The sequence below is a fragment of the Citrobacter sp. CK189 genome, from assembly GCF_030333505.1.
GTDB lineage: Bacteria > Pseudomonadota > Gammaproteobacteria > Enterobacterales > Enterobacteriaceae > Citrobacter_B > Citrobacter_B koseri.
On sequence record NZ_JAOWFV010000039.1, the window covers coordinates 169,061 to 188,417 of the forward strand.

The window sequence follows — 19,357 nt, forward strand, 5'->3', positions numbered from 1 at the left end:
AAATATGACAGGCCATACGATCAGTCAATGGCCTGTTACATCTGTTTTACATTGTTTTACGCTGTGGCGTCATCAGCGGGGAAGACGACGCCCGTCTGCCGACGAATCTCCGTGAGCAGTTTGGCCGTGATACGGCTGACGGTCAGCTCGGGATGGTTCACCTCGTTGGTCTCGACCAGATGTGCAAAGCGTTCCGCCTCATACAGCATCGTATTGATATGCTGAGGAACGGATAAATCCTGCGTTTTTCCGCCGCGTGGAATGAAGCACACTTTCTGACATTCCGAAATTTTCTCGATGACCAGAGAACCGGCTTCGCCCTGGATTTCGCTGGGCAGTACGGAGTCACTCACTTTGGAATACTGTAGGGTGACGCTGAAGTCGCCGTAATCCAGCACCGCCACGCCATGCGCATCGACACCGCTTTCCAGCAGACTGGCGGACGCCTGAACGTTTTGCGGTTCTCCCCAGAGCGCAACCGCTGACGCCAGACAGTAAAAACCGATATCCATAATGGAGCCATTCGAGAAGGCCGGATTAAAGGTATTGGGGTTTTCGCCGTCCAGATAGCGCTGGTAGCGCGAAGAATACTGGCAGTAGTTGATAAGGGCTTTGCGCATTCTTCCTGCTTTCGGCAGCGACTGCTGTAGCAACTGGAAATTAGGCAGGCTGGCGGTTTTAAAGGCTTCGAACAGGACGACCTGATTTTCATGCGCACATGCGATGGCGGCGTCGACTTCGGCCAGATTCGAGGCCAGCGGCTTCTCGCAGATCACATGCTTCTTGTGGCTTAAAAAGAGCTGAGTCTGGGGGAAATGCAGCGAGTTCGGGCTGGCGATATACACCGCATCAATGGCGTCGCTTTGCGCCATTGCTTCAAGCGAAGTGAATAAATGCTCGACGGGATAATCATTGGCGAAGGTTTGCGCCTGTTCGAGGCGACGGGAATAGACTGCGGTTAACTTATATTTGCCGGTTTCATGGGCGGCATCGACAAACTGGCGGGTGATCCAGTTTGTGCCAATAACAGCGAAACGTATCATAAACGCCTTCAGGCTCCATAAAGGGATTCTTTCGTCAATTTAGCATGCCTTTATGACAAAGCCAGTGCGCTACTGCTCAGATTGCTTTAACGAAAGATGCGTTAACCACAGGCGGGTATCAAACTCAAGCTGGTGGTACTGCGGCTCCATATGGCAGCACAGTTGATAAAACGCTTTGTTGTGCTCTTTCTCTTTCAGATGCGCCAGTTCGTGAACCACGATCATTCGCAGAAAAGGTTCCGGCGCATTGCGAAACACGGTGGCGACGCGGATCTCGGCTTTCGCCTTCAGCTTGCCGCCCTGTACGCGCGAAACGGCGGTATGCAGCCCCAGCGCATTTTTCAGCACATGGATCTTGTTGTCATACATCACTTTGTTGATCGGCGGGGCGTTACGCAGAAACTGGCTTTTCAGATCCTGGGTATACTGCCAGAGCGCTTTATCGGTCGCAAAATCATGCGTTCCCGGATAGCGTTTTTCCAGCACTGCGCCCAGACGCTGTTCAGCAATGAGCGTGCGTACCTGAGACAGTAAATTCTCCGGGTAGCCGTGGAGATAAGTAAGTTGACCCATCAAAGCCCCAAATTAAATCTAAAAAAAGAGTATACTCACGCACCCTTTCAGGGATAACAGCGAAATTTTACCATTCAGGAGGGCCGATGAGCCACGTAGACAACGGTTTCCGTTCACTGACACTGAAACGTTTCCCGGAAACGGATGACGTTAACCCACTTCAGGCGTGGGAAGCGGCGGATGAATATCTGCTGCAACAGTTAGACGACACGGAAATCAGCGGCCCGCTGCTGATCCTGAATGATGCCTTTGGCGCATTAAGCTGCGCGCTGGCTGAGCATACACCATACAGCATCGGCGACTCGTATTTAAGCGAGCTGGCGACGCGCGAAAATTTACGCCACAACGATATCGCCGAATCCAGCGTGAAGTTTCTCGACAGCACTGCCACGTACCCGCCGGCGCCGGGCGTCGTGTTGATTAAGGTGCCGAAAACGCTGGCGCTGCTGGAGCAACAGTTGCGCGCGTTGCGCCAGGTCGTGACTCCGCAGACCCGTATTATTGCGGGAGCAAAGGCGCGTGACATTCATACCTCCACGCTGGAACTGTTCGAAAAAGTGCTCGGCCCCACGACCACGACGCTGGCCTGGAAAAAGGCGCGCCTGATCAACTGTACCTTCAGTAAGCCTGAACTGGCGGATGCGCCGCAGACGCTGAGCTGGAAACTGGACGGCACCGACTGGACTATCCACAATCATGCGAACGTTTTCTCGCGTACCGGCCTGGATATCGGCGCGCGCTTCTTTATGCAGCATTTACCGGAAAATCTGGAAGGGGAGATCGTCGATCTCGGCTGCGGTAATGGCGTGATTGGCCTGACGCTACTGGCGAAGAACCCTCAGGCGAGCGTCGTGTTTGTCGATGAATCGCCGATGGCGGTCGCGTCCAGCCGTTTGAATGTGGAAACCAACATGCCGGAAGCGTTGGATCGCTGCGAGTTTATGATTAACAACGCTTTGTCCGGCGTGGAACCTTTCCGCTTTAACGCCGTGCTGTGCAACCCGCCGTTCCATCAGAAACATGCGCTGACGGATAACGTTGCCTGGGAAATGTTCCACCATGCGCGCCGTTGCCTGAAGATCAACGGCGAGCTGTACATTGTGGCGAACCGTCACCTGGATTATTTCCACAAGCTGAAGAAGATTTTCGGTAACTGCACCACCATCGCTACCAATAACAAATTCGTGGTGTTGAAAGCGGTCAAAACCGGTCGCCGCCGCTAATAGCGTGTGCCGGATGACGGCTAACGCCTTATCCGGCCTACAACGTGCTACCCCGTAGGCCTGATAAGCGTAGCGCCATCAGGCAATGCCCTTAAATCGCCAGCGCTAATTTTGTTCCCTGCGCAATTGCCCGCCGCGCATCCAGCTCCATCGCCACGTCGCATCCGCCAATCAGGTGTACCGTTTTCCCTGACGCGCGCAGCGGCTCCGCCAGTTCGCGCCGTGGCTCCTGCCCCGCGCAGATCACGACATGATCGACGTTCAGAAGCTGCGGTTCGCCGTTGATCAATACGTGCAATCCGTCATCGTCGATCTTCTGATAACTGACTGCCGGGATCATTTTTACGCCGCGGGACAACAGCGTTGCGCGATGGATCCAGCCGGTGGTTTTCCCCAGCCCCTGACCGGGTTTACTGGCTTTACGCTGTAGCATCACAATCTGACGTGGGCTGCGAGACAGATGCGGCCCTTCCGGGCGTAACCCGCCGGGCTGTTGCAGGCTGGTGTCGATCCCCCATTCCACGCAGAACTCGGCAATGCTCTGGCTGCTGGGATCGCCTGGCTGGCTGAGGTACATCGCGGTATCAAAACCAATCCCGCCGCAGCCGATAATCGCGACACGTTTCCCGACGGGAGTTTTATCGCGCAGCACCTCAAGATAGGTCAGCACTTTCGGGTGATCGATGCCCTCGATCGACGGTTTACGCGGCTCGATCCCGCAAGCGAGGATCGCTTCATCAAACGGTTGCAGATCGTCTGCGGTGACAAACCGGTTGAGCTTCAGCGTCACGCCGGTCACTTCGATCATCCGACGGTAATAGCGCAGCGTTTCATAAAATTCTTCTTTGCCGGGGATCTGTTTAGCGATGTTGAACTGCCCGCCGATCTCGGCCAGGGCATCAAACAGCGTAACGTCGTGCCCGCGCGCCGCCGCGTTAATGGCAAATGCGAGACCCGCCGGGCCTGCGCCGACGACGGCCAGGCTTTTCTTATGTTCAGCCGGAACTATCGGCATTTGGGTTTCGTGACAGGCGCGTGGATTCACCAGGCAAGAGGTGACTTTACCCACGAAGATCTGATCCAGACAGGCCTGGTTGCAGCCGATACAGGTGTTGATCTCATCCGCCCGCCCTGATTGCGCTTTCGACAGCAGCTCGGCATCTGCCAGGAACGGGCGCGCCATCGATACCATATCCGCATCGCCGCGCGCCAGAATATCGTCTGCTACTTGCGGATCGTTGATCCGGTTGGTCGTGACCAGCGGAACAGTGACGTGGCCTTTCAGTTTGCGCGTTACCCAGCTAAAGGCGCCGCGCGGAACCGGCGTGGCGATCGTCGGGATACGCGCTTCGTGCCAGCCAATACCGGTGTTGATGATCGTCGCGCCAGCCGCTTCAATGGCCTGCGCCAGCTGTACGGTTTCGTCGAACGTCCCGCCGTTTTCCACCAGGTCGAGCATCGACAGACGGTAGATAATGATAAAATCGCTGCCCACGCGCTGGCGTACCGCCCGCACCACTTCCACCGCGAAACGCATACGCCTGGCGTAATCGCCGCCCCATTCATCGTCACGCTGGTTCGTGCGCACGGTAAGAAATTCGTTGATCAGATAGCCTTCCGAACCCATCACCTCGACGCCGTCGTAACCCGCTTCCCGCGCCAGCTGGGCGCAGTGGGCGAAATCGTCAATCAGTTGCAGGATTTCATCGTGCGTGAGTTCGTGCGGCGTAAAACGGTTGATGGGCGCCTGGATCGCCGAAGGGGCGACCAGATGCGGCTGATAGCTATAGCGTCCGGTATGCAGGATCTGCAACGCAATTTTCCCTTCTTCCTCATGAACGGCGTCCGTGATCACGCGGTGGTGCGGCAGCTGGCTGGCGTCATTTAATGTAGCGCCGCCTTCCATTCCCACCCCGGACAGTGCGGGGGCAATCCCCCCGGTGACGATCAGCGCGACGCCATGCCGCGCACGTTCGGCGTAGAAAGCCGCCAGCCGTTCGGCGCCATCGGGGTATTCCTCCAGCCCGGTATGCATCGAACCCATTAGCACACGGTTTTTAAGCCGGGTAAAACCCAGATCGAGCGGGGCGAAAAGCGACGGATAGCTCATAAGTGTGTCCAGTATGTAAAATTATTGTTATGTGGTCGGATGAGTTAATAATTTAGCCGTCGCGGCGTAAAAGGGAAAAGGGGAATGCGATGATTGTGATGGGATTCAAAAAAGGAGCGGGGCCAGAGAACGAATTTGCCGGATGGCGATGCTGGCGCGTCTTACCCGGCCTACAGGCGGGCGTGCGGGTTGTGTGAACATTGCCGGATGGCGATGCTGGCGCATCTTATCCGGCCTACGGATCGGATTCCTGTAGGCCGGATAAGCGTAGCGCCATCCGGCGGTGTGTTATGTTTCCTCAACGCTCACCCGTAACGCCGCCAGAGCCTTGCGGGTCGCTTTTAACACCTGCTCACACTGATCAATTGTTAATGTCAGCGGTGGTTCGATGCGAATCGTTTTCGAGTTGTTGAGCGTCCCGGCAACCAGTACCCGCTGGCGGAACATCTCGCTGGCGAAGTTGTAGCCGGTTTCGTTGTCAACAAACTCAATCGCCATCAACATCCCTTTTCCGCGAGCGTCCTGCACCAGGTCAGGGTATTCCCTGGCAAGCTGGAGGAAGCCGTCCAGCAACATATCGCCTTTCTGCTCCGCCTGTGCCGGTAGATTCTGCTCCAGCAACACGTTAATGGTCGCTAATGCTGCCGCACAGGCCAGCGGGTTGCCGCCAAAGGTTGTGGTGTGCAGGAACGGATTATCGAACAGAACGGAGAACACCTCTTCGGTGGCGATGGTTGCCCCAACCGGCATCACGCCGCCGCCTAACGCTTTTGCCAGACATAAAATGTCAGGCTGCACGTTTTCATGTTCACAGGCGAACATCTTACCGGTGCGCCCCATGCCGGTCTGGACTTCATCCAGAATCATCAGGGCGCCAAACTCATCGCAGAGTTTACGCACGGCGGTCAGATAGCCCTGCGGCGGCAGGATCACGCCGCCCTCGCCCTGGATTGGTTCCAGAATGACGGCTGCTACATCGTCGCCGGTTTTTTTACACTCGCTAAGCGCAGTACGCATGGCCTCAATGTTGCCAAACGGTACATGGCGAAAGCCCGGCAGCAGCGGCATAAACGGCTTGCGGAACGTGGATTTCGCCGTGGCGGAAAGCGACCCCAGCGATTTACCGTGAAACGCGCCGCTGGTAGCGATAAAGGTAAACTTACCGCGCGGCGACTGATACGCCTTCGCCAGTTTCAGCGCTGCTTCCACCGATTCGGTGCCGCTGTTGCTGAAAAAACTGTACTTCAGTTTTCCAGGCGTAAGCGCTGCGAGCGTTTTAGCCAGCATGGCCCGGAGCGGGTCCAGTAACTCCTGGCTGTGCAGAGGTTGTTTTGCGAGTTGATTCTGTACGGCGGATACGACAACTGGATTACGGTGCCCCACGTTGAAAATGCCAAAACCACCCAGGCAATCAATAAACTCCTGTCCCTGGGTGTCGACAAGCGTATTCAGACTTCCCGCTTGCCACTCTACGGCTCCGTAATCCCCGCCAGCGGTCACAGATTTTCGATACTCTAAAAACCCCGGATTAACATGCTCTTTGAAGTAATCAATCACCTCTCGGTTCAGTGCTTTCATTTCCTCATGATCAAGCGTTCGCTTTTCAATGAGATTCAGTGCGTGTGCGCTACAGGCCAAAGCCGATGCGCTGGAAGGTAACCTGTTCAAAATATGCTCCCGGAACTCGCGTATCACATGATACTGAGTTAAGTATTGCAGGGATTGCGCCATATCGGCGTGGATCATGAAAATCGGGATAAACACCAGGGAAAATATCAAGTGTGCAATATTTAATCTCATTCATTAACAATTGGTGATATTTTGCGCAGAGCGTGTGTGGGGACGCGGGGGCTGACCAGCGGGCAGTCGCACCAGAACGGTGCGGGCGGTGTGCGTATATGGGGCGGAAGTTATAGCGGAATTGAATAGTTACTCAATGAAAGTATTTTAAATCAATGAATTAGAAAACATACAAATATTACGGTTTAAACGCAAATTGCGATCTAAATCAAATTTAACAACTAAAGATAAATCAATTATCGCCGAAATAACATCTGACAGAAAAGTTAACATTCAAGTAACCTGCACAGGACGCAACCATGTCTTCTCATCCCTACGTCAGCCAGCATAATTATCCGCTGGATGATGATACAACCCTGATGTCCACAACTGACCTGCAAAGCTATATCACCCATGCAAATGATACCTTCGTTCAGGTAAGCGGCTTTACGCTGAATGAACTGCTTACGCAACCGCATAATCTGGTACGCCACCCGGACATGCCGAAAGCCGCGTTTGCGGATATGTGGTACACCCTCAGGCAGGGTGAGCCGTGGAGCGGCATCGTGAAAAACCGACGGAAGAATGGCGATCACTACTGGGTGCGGGCGAATGCGGTGCCGATGGTGCGGGAAGGGCGCGTGACCGGCTATATGTCGATTCGTACCCGCGCGACAGATGAAGAGATTGCTGCCGTTGAGCCTTTGTATAAGGCGCTGAATGAAGGCCGCAGCAACAAACGTATCCACAAAGGACTGGTGGTGCGTAAAGGCTGGCTGGGGAAACTGCCGGCAATCCCCATTCGCTGGCGTGTACGCAGCGTTATGGCGCTAACAGGCGTGGTGCTGATGGCGGCGATGGCGCAAATGGGCGTTGCGTGGCCAGCGCTATTCGTGAACGCCCTGCTGATGCTGGCGGGAACGGCGGTGTTTGAATGGCAGATTGTGCGTCCGATCGAAAATGTCGCCCGGCAGGCGTTGAAAGTCGCAACGGGCGAGCGTAATAGCGTATCGCATCTTAACCGTAGTGACGAACTGGGGCTGATGTTGTGCGCGGTAGGCCAGCTTGGGCTTATGTGCCGCTGGCTGATTAATGACGTCTCAAGCCAGGTTTCCAGCGTCAGAAACGGCAGCGAGACGTTAGCGAAAGGCAATGACGATCTGAACAAACATACCCGCCAGACGGTGGAGAATGTGCAGCAGACGGTGACGACCATGAACCAGATGGCGGAGTCCGTGAAGAAAAATTCCACCACCGCGTCCGCCGCCGATAAATTATCCAGCGCGGCCAGCAGTGCGGCGACGCAGGGCGGAGAGGCGATGGAAACCGTCATTAAAACGATGGATGACATCGCTGACAGCACGCAGCAGATTGGCACAATCACTACGCTGATTAACGATATTGCTTTCCAGACGAATATCCTGGCGCTGAACGCGGCGGTTGAAGCGGCGCGAGCGGGCGAGCAGGGTAAAGGATTTGCCGTTGTCGCCGGGGAGGTTCGCCATCTTGCCAGCCGAAGCGCCAGCGCGGCGAATGATATTCGTAAGCTCATTGACGCCAGCGCAAGCCGGGTACAGTCTGGTTCCGAACAGGTGCATGCGGCAGGACGCACGATGGATGATATTGTGGCCCAGGTGCAAAACGTCACTCAGCTTATTGCGCAAATCAGCCACTCGACGCTGGAACAGGCGGACGGACTCTCCAGCCTGACCCGCGCCGTGGATGAGTTAAACCATATCACGCAGAAAAATGCCGAGCTGGTGGAGGAGAGCGCTCAGGTTTCAGCGATGGTTAAACATCGCGCCAGCCGTCTGGAAGACGCGGTAACGGTTCTGCATTAAATCAAATTCCCTTTATTTCTGCCGACAAACGCTTATCGAAGCCGATAAGCGTTTTGTCATAATATTGGGCTAACAATGTTAAGCACATATTAAATATTTACCATTTCGAGCTATTTCCTTATTTAAACCCGCTGCATTATTTTGTGTGATTCTTCATTTTCCCGAACATGAAAAATGAATTGTATAACGATCGGTCTGCCGATATTCATCGTTGAAAACTATTTACCGTAATAACTTGAAATAAAAAACGATCAATATCATAAAGTTAGCGAAGCCGTAACCGATAACGAACCCTGTATAGAGGAAAAACAATCTCCAGGGGGAAATATGCTTTTGCATAACATGAAGATCCGCTCGAAATTATTTATTGCGTTTGGTTTGTTTATTGTACTGATGATCGTGAGTTCTGGCCTTTCGTTGTTCAGCCTGGATCGAACGAATACCAGTATGCAGAACATCATTACTCACGATTATCCCACAACGGTGAAAGCCAACCTGCTGATCGATAATTTTCAGGATTTCGTTAGCACGCAGCAGCTGATGCTGCTGGATGAAGAAGGGCGCTGGAGCCAGGAGTCGCAAAAGCAGCTGGATGCGATTAGCCAGCGCATTACGGTATTGCTCGATGAGCTGTCCGCCAGCCGTCATGACGAGGCCTCAAAGGCTATCATCGCCGGAATTCGCGATGTGCGTCAGCAGTATCTGGCCTCCCGGTTCCGTATTTTGCAGGAAATTCAGAACCATAATCGTCCGGCGGCGATACAGGAAATGATGACGACCACCGTCAACATACAGCAGGCGTATAAAGCCAAAGTACAGGAGCTGATCGCTATTGAAGATACGCTGATGCGCAACGCGGGCGCGTCGGTTGACCAGGATTTTCGCACCAACCGGGCACAGCTGATTCTCCTGGCGCTTATCAGCATTGCCGCCGGAGTGATAATGGGATGGTACATCGTGCGTTCCATTACCCGGCCGCTTAATGACGCCGTGCAGTTTGCCGGGGCGATTGCGGAGGGGGATTTGACCCGCACGATTCATATCGCGCAAAAGGATGAAACCGGCGTGCTGTTGCAGGCGCTGATGGAGATGAAAAACCGTCTGCTGGTGATCGTGCAGGAAGTTCAGAACGGCTCTGAAAATATCTCCAGCGCGGCGGCGCAAATTGTCGCGGGCAACCAGGATCTGGCGGCGCGTACTGAAGAACAGGCCAGTTCTGTTGAGCAAACGGCGGCCTCTATGGAGCAGATTACCGCCACCGTCAAAAATACGGCGGACCACACCAGCGAAGCGACCCATCTTTCTGCCGATGCGGCCAGCGTGGTGAAAAATAACGGTGAGATGATGCGTCAGGTCACGCAAAAAATGCGCGTGATAAATGAGACCTCTAATCGCATGTCCGACATTATCAACCTGATTGATTCTATTGCCTTCCAGACCAACATTCTGGCGCTTAACGCCGCCGTGGAAGCCGCTCGTGCCGGGGAACACGGGCGTGGCTTCGCGGTCGTGGCGGGGGAAGTTCGTCAACTGGCGCAAAAAAGCGCGTCGTCGGCCAGTGAGATCCGCCACCTGATCGAAGACTCTACCAGCCAGACGCAGGAGGGGATGCAACTGGTGGAAAAAGCCAGTGCGTTGATTAATGGTATGGTGGATAACGTTGAAGAGATGGATGTGATTCTGCGTGAAATCGGCCAGGCCAGTCGCGAACAAACCGATGGGATTTCGCAAATCAACAGCGCGATTGGGCTGATTGACGCCACCACGCAACAGAACTCGTGTCTGGTTGAGGAGTCCGTTGCGGCAGCGGCGTCGCTGAATGAGCAGGCCCGGCACTTAAAAGAGATCGTGAAAGTATTCCGCATCCGTGCGGAGGACGTACCGCCTGCTTAATCCAGTTGGCTGATTTCCAGCGCCGCGCGATCGATAACGCCGATGATCTGCTTAAGCTGCGCGTCGCTGATCCCGCCCTGATTTACCCGCAGATCCAACACGGCTTTGAAGTTGTCCAGCGCCCGTTTCATCTGCGGGTTCTTACGCAGTTCAAAGCCGACGCAGCGCGCTTTCACGCGTTCGTGGATGTGCTCCAGGTGTTCACGGTTCTCTTCCAGCCACCGTTGCCCCTGCTCTGTAATGGTGATCTGCTTACGCCCGCCGTCCTCTTCTTTGATAGTGATAAATTCCTGATCCTGAAGAAAATCCAGCGTTGGGTAAATCACGCCTGGGCTTGGGGTGTAGTTGCCCAGCGTCAGGTTCTCGATGGCTTTAATCAATTCGTAACCGTGGCTGGCCTCGCGGGTCAAAATTTCCAGAATCACCAGGCGTAGTTCGCCGTGGCCAAAAAAGCGCTGGCGACGTCCGCCGCCGCCGCCCCGGCCATGACGGTGCTCGCAGCCATGTTCATGGCCGTGGTGATGTTCTCTCTCGCAACCTTCATGATGATGTCGCATGATGTACTCCTGTTTTATTTAGATATATCTAATTTATATCTAAAACTTGTAATCTTGCAAGTTGATAGATTTTTATTTTGTTTAATCCATTGATTTTAAAGTGATTAAAATTGTTTTATATCGTGATATATATCGAAAGTTACTGTATCAAAAAAGTGCTTGCAATCTTCATAACTAACAATCATTATCATTTAAAATTTAATTTAGATATATCGTATTATCTGCATGAAGGCGAAAAAATGATAAATACATCCTCACGCTACCCACAGCGCGTTCGTAACGAACTGCGTTTTCGTGAACTTACCGTTCTGCGCGTCGAGCGTATTAGCGCCGGTTTTCAGCGCATTGTTCTTGGCGGTGAAGCGCTGGAAGGCTTTAGCTCGCGCGGCTTTGACGATCACACCAAAGTGTTTTTCCCTGAACCGGGCAGCCTGTTCGTCCCTCCGACGGTAACGGACGAAGGGATTGTCTGGGGAGAGGGCGTACGTCCTGCTTCCCGCGATTACACGCCCTTATATGATGAAGAGCGGCACGAGCTGGCGCTGGATTTCTTTATTCACGACGGCGGCGTGGCGAGCACATGGGCAGTAAACGCTCGCGAAGGCGACACGCTCACCATCGGTGGGCCTCGTGGATCGCTGGTGGTGCCGGAAGACTATGCATATCAGGTTTATGTTTGCGATGAGTCAGGGATGCCAGCGCTGCGCCGCCGCCTGGAAGCGCTCGATCGCTTGTCCGTTCGCCCGAATGTTACGGCGCTGGTCAGCGTACAGGATGCCGCATATCAGGATTATCTGGCGCATCTTGATGGCTTTTCCATTGAATGGGTGGTCGGACACGATGAGCAGGCGATTGATGAGCGGCTGGCGCAATTAACGGTGCCGGAGGCGGATTATTTCATCTGGATCACGGGTGAAGGGAAAGTGGTTAAGCATCTGAGCCGTCGCTTTGAGACGGAACAGTTTGATCCGCAACGGGTGCGCGCCGCAGCATACTGGCATCGTAAGCCGGCTTAATCATTCCTTATAGGTGGAAGCTTAACCGGGCCACTGCGGGCCCGGTTTTCTGCTAACTATCAGGCGTTGTGACTTTCCGCCAGCGCTTTAAACACCATTGCCACGGCGTGTGCGCCAGGGTCCATATTGCCAAGCAGGCTTTCGCTGCTGAGGTAGGATGCGCGTCCGGCGTTGGCTTTGCTGGACTGACAGGTACGTTCTGCGCCATTTTGCGCGGCGGAAAAGGCCGCGTGCAGATCCTGTGGCTGCGCAAGCAGCGATGTCAGGGCCGGCTGTAAAGCGTCGATCATGGTACGATCGCCTTCATCCGCGCCACCGTAATACTTCATCTGCGCCAGACCGGTATTCAGCGCTTCCGCCACACTGGCGCCTTGCTCCAGTTTCTGCCCCGCAGCGGTAAAGAAAATGGACATCAGCACACCGCTGGAGCCGCCCATGACGACGGTCAGGCGTTCGCCAATGAGTGCGAACAGCGTGGCGAGATGGTCGAGCGGCAACTGCTGGCGGTGTAGCAGGCCCGCGATTTCACGCGCGCCTGCCGCAAAGGTTGAGCCGGTATCGCCGTCGCCGACTTTGGCATCCAGCGCGTTAAGATCCATTTCCAGATCGGACAGCGTGCGGGTGACTTGCTCAACAATCCCGGCAACTAACGCGTTCTCTGAAGGCTGAAACTCTACCCGCGCGCTTTGCAGTGAGGATGGCATAATGGTTATCTCACGCGGCGGCACCGGCGTTTGCCAACTGCTGGTTTCCACCCCGGAGAGCAACGCTTTTTCGATACTTTCTTCCAGCACCATTGCCGTCAGTGAAAAACCTTTCATGTCCAGCGCAGTCACCAGCGAAGCCGGGCCGATAAGCCAGTCGATGCGTTTATGCAGCGGGCTGCGCGCCAGTTCACGCGTGATGATGGCCATTTCCGCGACGGAGACGCCGCCAAGGTTATTGACCATCACCGCCAGACGACCGGTTTCAGGCAGAGCGGAGAGGAGTTTGTCGGCCATCAGGCGCACAATCTGCGCGCTGTTTTGGGTATCAATGACTGATGCGCCGGGTTCACCGTGGATCCCCATGCCCAGCTCAGACTGATTAGGATGATGGCGTGGTGCGTTCTCCGTCTCCTGCGGCAGATGGCAACTGGAAATCGCAACGCCAAGACTCACGGTATTGTTGGCGGCATACTGCGCTTCACGCAAGACGGTCGCCAGGTTGTAGCCGCGTTCGGCAAAATAGCCGGCGACTTTATGAACCAGAATGGTGCCTGCGATACCGCGCGGGTGCTTATTGTCTGGCAGCGAAATGTCATCCCCGACAATCAGCATTTCAACGTTGTAGCCCAGACGGCGCGCTTTCTCTGCCGCAAGGCCGAAGTTCAGACGATCGCCGGTATAGTTTTTTACGATTAACAGGCAGCCGGCGTCGCCAGTGACCGCCTGAATAGCGGTCAGCACTGCATCGACGCTGGGGGAGGCAAACAGATCGCCGCAGACGGCAGCGGTTAACATGCCTTTCCCGATGAAGCCAACGTGGGCAGGTTCGTGCCCGGAGCCGCCGCCGGAAATCACCGCGACGTTGTTACGGTTCAGATCGCGGCGAACCACGACACGAATCGCCGGATCGCTCTCCAGGCGCACCAGATTGTTCCACGGGCTGGAGATAATCGTTCCTTCAATGACGTCGTTGACGAGATGGGGTCGCTGGTTAAAAAAGAATTGAGTCATAACGGTTCCTGGAGAGTGGGAAAAACAGACCCCCGGCTGCACATTATGGTTGCGGAGGCGCTCATCATCGGGACGCTGCGGGGCAGGTCGGCGATGAGGAGATTCTGGCTGAGTTCATGAAGAAAAAAATTTGAAGAAAAGGAGTTTCATTACGAAACGAAATTATTCTTTTACGTTCCGTAATGAAACGTTTTCTGATGAAAAAAAGCCAAAATGCGAGCCGGAGCGCGCCTTTTTCCCGCTTATTCACGCAGAAAAGTTGGCCGGACAGAAAAATATTTTCCTGTCTTGTCGGCAATCGACGGCGAAAACCACGCATGATTCCCCTTTTTTCAGACGCATTATGAGAAGGCTGAACGGATCGGGATCGCAATCCTGCCGTTTTTTAGGGTTTATTGTTCCACTATGAAACGTGATGAATTTTTCTGTGTTCCATTTCAGAACAAAAAGAGGAAAGATTTTTTTGGCGATGCCTCGTCCTACAGTGATTGCATCGCTCCGGTATCGCTCCGTTTTCGCCATTAACACAGGGCCAAACAGAATAACGCCAGGGCTCACCATGTAAATACATGCACTTATTTGAGGATGACAGGAATGCTAAAAGTTATTCAATCTCCAGCCAAATATCTCCAGGGACCTGATGCTTCTGTCTTATTCGGTCAATATGCCAAAGACCTGGCGGACAGCTTTTTCGTGATTGCAGATGACTTCGTCATGAAGCTGGCGGGAGAGAAGGTGCTGAATGGCCTGAATAGCCACGAAATCCGTTGCCACGCAGAACGTTTCAATGGCGAATGCAGCCATGTTGAAATCAACCGTCTGATGGCCATTTTGAAACAAAAAGGCTGCCGTGGCGTGGTGGGGATCGGCGGCGGGAAAACGCTTGATACGGCAAAAGCCATTGGCTACTACCAGAAACTGCCGGTCGTTATTATTCCGACTATTGCGTCCACCGATGCCCCGACCAGCGCATTGTCGGTTATCTATACCGAAGCGGGCGAGTTTGAAGAGTATCTGATCTACCCGAAAAACCCGGATATGGTGGTGATGGACACGGCAATTATCGCCAAAGCGCCGGTGCGTTTACTGGTGTCCGGGATGGGGGATGCGCTTTCCACCTGGTTTGAAGCGAAAGCCTGCTATGACGCCAGAGCGACCAGCATGGCGGGCGGGCAGTCTACGGCGGCGGCCTTGAGCCTGGCGCGCCTGTGTTATGATACATTGCTCGCAGAAGGTGAAAAAGCGCGTCTGGCGGCTCAGGCTGGCGTTGTGACCGATGCGCTGGAACGTATCGTTGAAGCCAACACCTATCTCAGCGGCATTGGCTTTGAGAGCAGCGGTCTGGCCGGGGCGCATGCGATTCACAACGGTTTCACTATTCTGGAAGAGTGCCACCATTTGTATCACGGCGAAAAAGTCGCGTTTGGCACGCTGGCGCAACTGGTATTACAGAACAGCCCGATGGAAGAGATCGAAACCGTTCTGGGGTTCTGCGAGAAAGTGGGACTGCCGATTACCCTCGCGCAGATGGGCGTGAAAGACGGCATTGAAGGGAAAATTCAGGCGGTGGCGAAAGCGACCTGCGCGGAAGGCGAAACCATCCACAATATGCCGTTTGAGGTGACGCCGGACAGCGTTTATGCCGCGATTCTGACGGCGGATCTGTTAGGCCAGCAGTGGCTGGCGCGTTAATCCGCCTTTAGTTACGTTCTCTTCCCGAGATGAACAGGCAGTTTCTCCTCCCCTCTGACCGTTCCGGCCGGAGGGGTTGTCTATGGTAAAATAGCGGAAAAGGATATGACGGCTCAGACGCAGGACATCGGGAAGGAAGTATCTTCCGTCATCGCTCAGTCATGGCATCGTTGCAGCAAGTTTATGCAGCGAGAAACCTGGCAGACGCCGCACCAGGCGCAAGGGCTGACCTTTGAATCGATTTGCCGACGCAAAACGGCGTTGCTGACGATAGGTCAGGCTGCGCTGGAAGATGCCTGGGAGTTCATGGATGGACGACCTTGCGCGCTGTTTATCCTGGATGAATCCGCCTGTATCTTAAACCGCTGCGGCGATCCCGGGACGCTGGAGAAACTGGCGGAACTGGGCTTTCTCGACGGCAGCTACTGTGCGGAAAGCATCATCGGCAGCTGTGCGCTGTCGCTGGCAACCATGCCGGGGCAGCCAACCAAAACGGCCGGAGAGCAGCATTTTAAACAGGCGCTACACCCGTGGTCATTCTGCTCAACCCCGGTATTTGATAATCACGGCCGCCTGTTTGGCTCCATTTCGCTCTGCTGTCTGGTGGAGCACCAGTCAGTTTCTGATTTATCGCTGACGCTGGCGATCGCCCGTGAAGTGGGAAATTCACTGTTAACTGATAGCCTGTTGGCCGAGTCTAATCGTCATCTGAATCAGATGTACGGGCTGCTGGAAAGCATGGACGATGGCGTTATGGCGTGGAACGAGCAGGGCGTGTTGCAGTTTCTCAACGCGCGGGCGGCCACGATGCTGCATCTGGATACGCAGGCCAGCCAGGGGAAAAACATCCATGATCTGGTCAATTTGCCTGCCTTGCTGCGTCGCGCCATTAAACACGCCCGCGGGTTGAGCCATGTCGAAGTGACTTTTGAAAGTCAGCATCAGTTTGTTGATGCCGTCATTACCCTGAAACCGATAGTTGAGGAGCAGGGCAACAGCTTTATTCTGCTGCTGCACCCGGTGGAGCAAATGCGCCAGTTGATGACCAGTCAACTGGGGAAAGTGAGCCATACCTTTGAACAGATGTCGACGGACGATCCAGAAACACGTCGGTTGATCCACTTTGGCCGCCAGGCGGCGAGGGGGAGTTTCCCGGTTCTGCTGTGTGGTGAAGAAGGGGTGGGCAAAGAGCTTCTCAGCCAGGCTATCCACAACGAAAGCGAGCGCGCGAGCGGGCCTTATATCGCCGTAAACTGCCAGCTCTATGCCAATAGCGTGCTGGGGCAGGATTTTATGGGCAGTGCGCCGACCGATGATGAAAATGGTCGTCTGAGTCGCCTTGAACTGGCGAGCGGTGGCACGCTGTTTCTGGAAAAAATTGAATATCTGGCGCCGGAGTTACAGTCTGCGCTGCTGCAAGTGATCAAGCAGGGCGTGTTAACCCGCCTTGACGCGCGACGTCTGATCCCGGTGGATGTGAAAGTGATCGCGACGACCACGGTTGATCTGGCGAATCTGGTTGAGCAGAACCGCTTTAGCCGTCAGCTTTACTATGCCCTGCATTCGTTTGAAATTATTATTCCTCCGCTGCGCGCGCGGCGTAACAGCATCCCTTCGCTGGTCTATAACCGGCTGAACGGCCTGAAAAAACGCTTTTCAACCAGCCTGAAGGTGGATGATGATGCGCTGGCGCAGCTGGTGGCCTATTCCTGGCCGGGCAATGACTTCGAGCTGAACAGCGTCATCGAAAACATTGCTATCAGCAGCGATAACGGCCACATCCGCCTGAGTAATCTGCCGGAATATCTGTTTTCTGAACGCCCCGGCGTGGATACGACATCATCGCTGCTACCCGCCAGCCTGACGTTTACGGCTATCGAGAAAGAGGCGATTATCCATGCCGCCCGCGTCACCAGCGGACGGGTGCAGGAAATGTCTCATTTGCTGAACATTGGCCGCACTACGTTGTGGCGTAAGATGAAGCAGTACGACATCGACGCCAGCCAGTTCAAGCGCAAGCATCACGACTAGACCGGCTTTCGCCGGGGGCTCCCGGCGATATCCGCAAATTTTTCCGGGTTACAGCCCGCCCAATAGTTTGCAGCGTTCGCCCACAACCGAAATGGCATTGGGCCGAAAAAGTTCACATTTGGCACCAGATAATCAAACATACGATAGCTCATAATAAGACCTTCCCGGGTTCGGATGAGCATTCAGAGAAACAGCGCAACGCAGTTTCTGCCAATAACATATCCTGCTACGACGTACAGGGCTGAGGCCGCGATGAATTATCGCGCGGCGGTAAATGTTTTATTTCGTGTTCTTTATTTTGTCGCTCTCAGGTATTAAGTCAACAGGATAAAAATTGCTCAATTGATAACGTAATTATCTTCCGAACGTATTTTTTGATTAATGTCATTCGACATGATCACACTTTTCTCTACAGACCATTATTTGTGTTTCATACTGAAACTCATATTTTTAGAGGCGTATCAAACTGGAGCGTAATTAATTTTGTTTTTTCTCTCGGTGAACCCGGCACTGACCGCCCCTCACCAGGCGTCTAATCCCCCACACTTGCTGCGCTTGTTGTCTCCTGCCTTGCGGGCTATCTGGTTGATCTGTGGAGCGGAAGACGGATGGTGTTGTGACTCACCTCGAAACCTGGTTGAAAGAAAAGGATAAATTTAATGATTTCTTTGATATTAAGTTCAATCCAGGGGCATATTAGAGAGGTGTTTTTCAGATGGTTAATTTTAAGGATAAAAGTATGCCAGCAGTCATTGATAAAGCCTTAGATTTCATTAACGGTATGAATACATCCGCTTCAGTTCCACACCCAATGGATGAAAGTACAGCCAAGGGGATTTTTAAATATTTGAACGAGTTGGGGGTTCCGGCGAGAGCAGCAGATGTGGCAGCCCGAGGCGATCGGGAAGGGTGGAATGCCGGGTTTACGGAAAAATTGGTCGGGTGGGCTGAAAAAATTGCGTCAGGAGAGCGGGTGCTTATTAAAAACCCTGAATATTTTTCTTTATATATGCGAGAGCAGCTTCGGGCACTGGTATAAGCTGAGCGCGCGCAAAAAGATCTATCTGCCCCGATGCTCTCGCCTTCAATACGGGAGCATTTATTCCGGCCTCCCAGAAAAAAAGGACCTGCGATTTCTCGCAAGTCCTTGAAATTTGGTGGCCCCTGCTGGACTTGAACCAGCGACCAAGCGATTATGAGTCGCCTGCTCTAACCACTGAGCTAAGGGGCCGTGGCGGTGGATTATAAAGTAACTCCGTGTTGCAATCCAGCCATAACCGTACGGATGCTGTTTTTATAAACAACGTATTTTCAATCCGTTATACTTTCAGCCTGATGTATCGTTCAGGAGTTAACATGGTTAAGGACATACTGGCGCGGGAGCTGAGAGTGGTATTTTGCGGCATCAATCCCGGCCTCTCTTCTGCGGGGACAGGGTTCCCGTTCGCGCATCCTGCCAACCGTTTCTGGAAGGTAATCCACCTTGCCGGATTTACCGGGCGTCAACTGAAACCGGAAGAGGCGCAGCATCTGCTGGATTTCCGCTGTGGCGTTACCAAATTTGTCGACAGGCCTACCGTGCAGGCGAACGAAGTTAAGCTTCAGGAGATGCGTAGCGGCGGCCATAAGCTCATTGAGAAGATTGAGCACTATCAACCTGCGGCGTTGGCGATTCTGGGCAAGCAGGCGTTTGAGCAGGGATTTAGCCAGCGCGGCGCGCAGTGGGGAAAACAGACGATGACCATTGGCGATACGCAGATCTGGGTGTTGCCGAATCCCAGCGGCTTAAATCGCATCAGGACGGAAAAGCTGGTGGAGGCGTATCGGGAACTTGATGAATCGCTGGTGGTTGATGGGCTGTAAGCGGTAAAAAAAACGCCA

Annotated in this window: 14 protein-coding genes, 1 tRNA gene and 1 pseudogene; 8 read left to right on the top strand and 8 right to left on the bottom strand. The window is 53.9% G+C overall.

All coding sequences use genetic code 11. The features are described 5' to 3' along the window. Positions 1–56: 56 nt before the first annotated feature. Together OGV83_RS16505 and OGV83_RS16510 are read right to left on the bottom strand one after the other, a co-directional pair. Complete coding sequence (locus OGV83_RS16505; RefSeq protein ID WP_248623400.1) at positions 57–1,043, bottom strand: Gfo/Idh/MocA family protein; 987 nt, start codon at positions 1,041–1,043, stop codon at positions 57–59. 69 nt (positions 1,044–1,112) lie between these two features. Further along, a complete protein-coding gene (locus tag OGV83_RS16510) occupies positions 1,113–1,616 on the bottom strand; it encodes a M48 metallopeptidase family protein (protein ID WP_012135226.1) in 504 nt (167 codons plus the stop codon). Positions 1,617–1,702: 86 nt separating this feature from the next. Here OGV83_RS16510 and rlmG point away from each other — a divergent pair, with 86 nt between their 5' ends. Further along, complete coding sequence (gene rlmG / locus OGV83_RS16515) at positions 1,703–2,839, top strand: 23S rRNA (guanine(1835)-N(2))-methyltransferase RlmG (RefSeq protein ID WP_230009832.1); 1,137 nt, start codon at positions 1,703–1,705, stop codon at positions 2,837–2,839. A gap of 91 nt (positions 2,840–2,930) precedes the next feature. Here the strand turns inward: rlmG and OGV83_RS16520 are convergent, their stop codons facing one another. Beyond that, positions 2,931–4,949, bottom strand: a complete 2,019-nt coding sequence (locus OGV83_RS16520; RefSeq protein ID WP_286464103.1) for an NADPH-dependent 2,4-dienoyl-CoA reductase — start codon at positions 4,947–4,949, stop codon at positions 2,931–2,933. Positions 4,950–5,237: 288 nt separating this feature from the next. Further along, positions 5,238–6,617 carry a putrescine aminotransferase gene (ygjG, locus tag OGV83_RS16525; RefSeq protein ID WP_286464104.1) on the bottom strand — a complete coding sequence of 460 codons (1,380 nt, stop codon included), beginning with the start codon at positions 6,615–6,617 and terminating at the stop codon, positions 5,238–5,240. Between the two features lie 431 nt (positions 6,618–7,048). Here ygjG and OGV83_RS16530 point away from each other — a divergent pair, with 431 nt between their 5' ends. After that, positions 7,049–8,569, top strand: coding sequence for a methyl-accepting chemotaxis protein (locus tag OGV83_RS16530; protein ID WP_286464105.1), 1,521 nt, complete (start codon positions 7,049–7,051; stop codon positions 8,567–8,569). 327 nt (positions 8,570–8,896) lie between these two features. Further along, positions 8,897–10,462 (top strand): methyl-accepting chemotaxis protein, encoded by a 1,566-nt coding sequence (locus tag OGV83_RS16535; RefSeq protein ID WP_275165166.1) that lies wholly within the window; start codon positions 8,897–8,899, stop codon positions 10,460–10,462. On the opposite strand, the gene OGV83_RS16540 is transcribed toward OGV83_RS16535, so the two are convergent. Continuing rightward, positions 10,459–11,019: a PadR family transcriptional regulator gene (locus OGV83_RS16540; protein WP_047461113.1), complete on the bottom strand. Its 561-nt coding sequence runs from the start codon at positions 11,017–11,019 to the stop codon at positions 10,459–10,461. The two genes, OGV83_RS16535 and OGV83_RS16540, sit on opposite strands and share 4 nt — an antisense overlap. Before the next feature lie 239 nt (positions 11,020–11,258). On the opposite strand from OGV83_RS16540, the gene OGV83_RS16545 reads away from it, so the two are divergent. Next, entirely contained in the window at positions 11,259–12,035 is a 777-nt protein-coding gene (locus tag OGV83_RS16545) for a siderophore-interacting protein (protein WP_071257987.1), read from the top strand. A gap of 59 nt (positions 12,036–12,094) precedes the next feature. Here OGV83_RS16545 and OGV83_RS16550 read toward each other — a convergent pair whose 3' ends face one another. Next, complete coding sequence (locus OGV83_RS16550) at positions 12,095–13,753, bottom strand: glycerone kinase (RefSeq protein WP_049010701.1); 1,659 nt, start codon at positions 13,751–13,753, stop codon at positions 12,095–12,097. A 594-nt stretch (positions 13,754–14,347) separates the two neighbouring features. Here OGV83_RS16550 and OGV83_RS16555 point away from each other — a divergent pair. Continuing rightward, positions 14,348–15,445, top strand: a complete 1,098-nt coding sequence (locus OGV83_RS16555) for a glycerol dehydrogenase (protein ID WP_024130968.1) — start codon at positions 14,348–14,350, stop codon at positions 15,443–15,445. A gap of 105 nt (positions 15,446–15,550) precedes the next feature. Further along, complete coding sequence (gene dhaR / locus OGV83_RS16560; protein ID WP_012135209.1) at positions 15,551–17,476, top strand: dihydroxyacetone kinase operon transcriptional regulator DhaR; 1,926 nt, start codon at positions 15,551–15,553, stop codon at positions 17,474–17,476. A 54-nt stretch (positions 17,477–17,530) separates the two neighbouring features. On the opposite strand, the pseudogene OGV83_RS16565 reads toward dhaR, so the two are convergent. Continuing rightward, positions 17,531–17,628, bottom strand: a pseudogene (locus OGV83_RS16565) (hypothetical protein); the annotation flags it as partial. Between the two features lie 587 nt (positions 17,629–18,215). Here OGV83_RS16565 and OGV83_RS16570 point away from each other — a divergent pair. Beyond that, entirely contained in the window at positions 18,216–18,515 is a 300-nt protein-coding gene (locus OGV83_RS16570; RefSeq protein ID WP_071257989.1) for a DUF1889 family protein, read from the top strand. 116 nt (positions 18,516–18,631) lie between these two features. Here the strand turns inward: OGV83_RS16570 and OGV83_RS16575 are convergent. Further along, positions 18,632–18,707 (bottom strand) — tRNA-Ile (locus OGV83_RS16575). A gap of 125 nt (positions 18,708–18,832) precedes the next feature. On the opposite strand from OGV83_RS16575, the gene mug reads away from it, so the two are divergent. Then, the gene (mug, locus tag OGV83_RS16580; RefSeq protein ID WP_012135205.1) at positions 18,833–19,339 is read left to right on the top strand and encodes a G/U mismatch-specific DNA glycosylase; all 507 of its coding nucleotides are present in this window, start codon (positions 18,833–18,835) and stop codon (positions 19,337–19,339) included. Positions 19,340–19,357 lie beyond the last annotated feature (18 nt).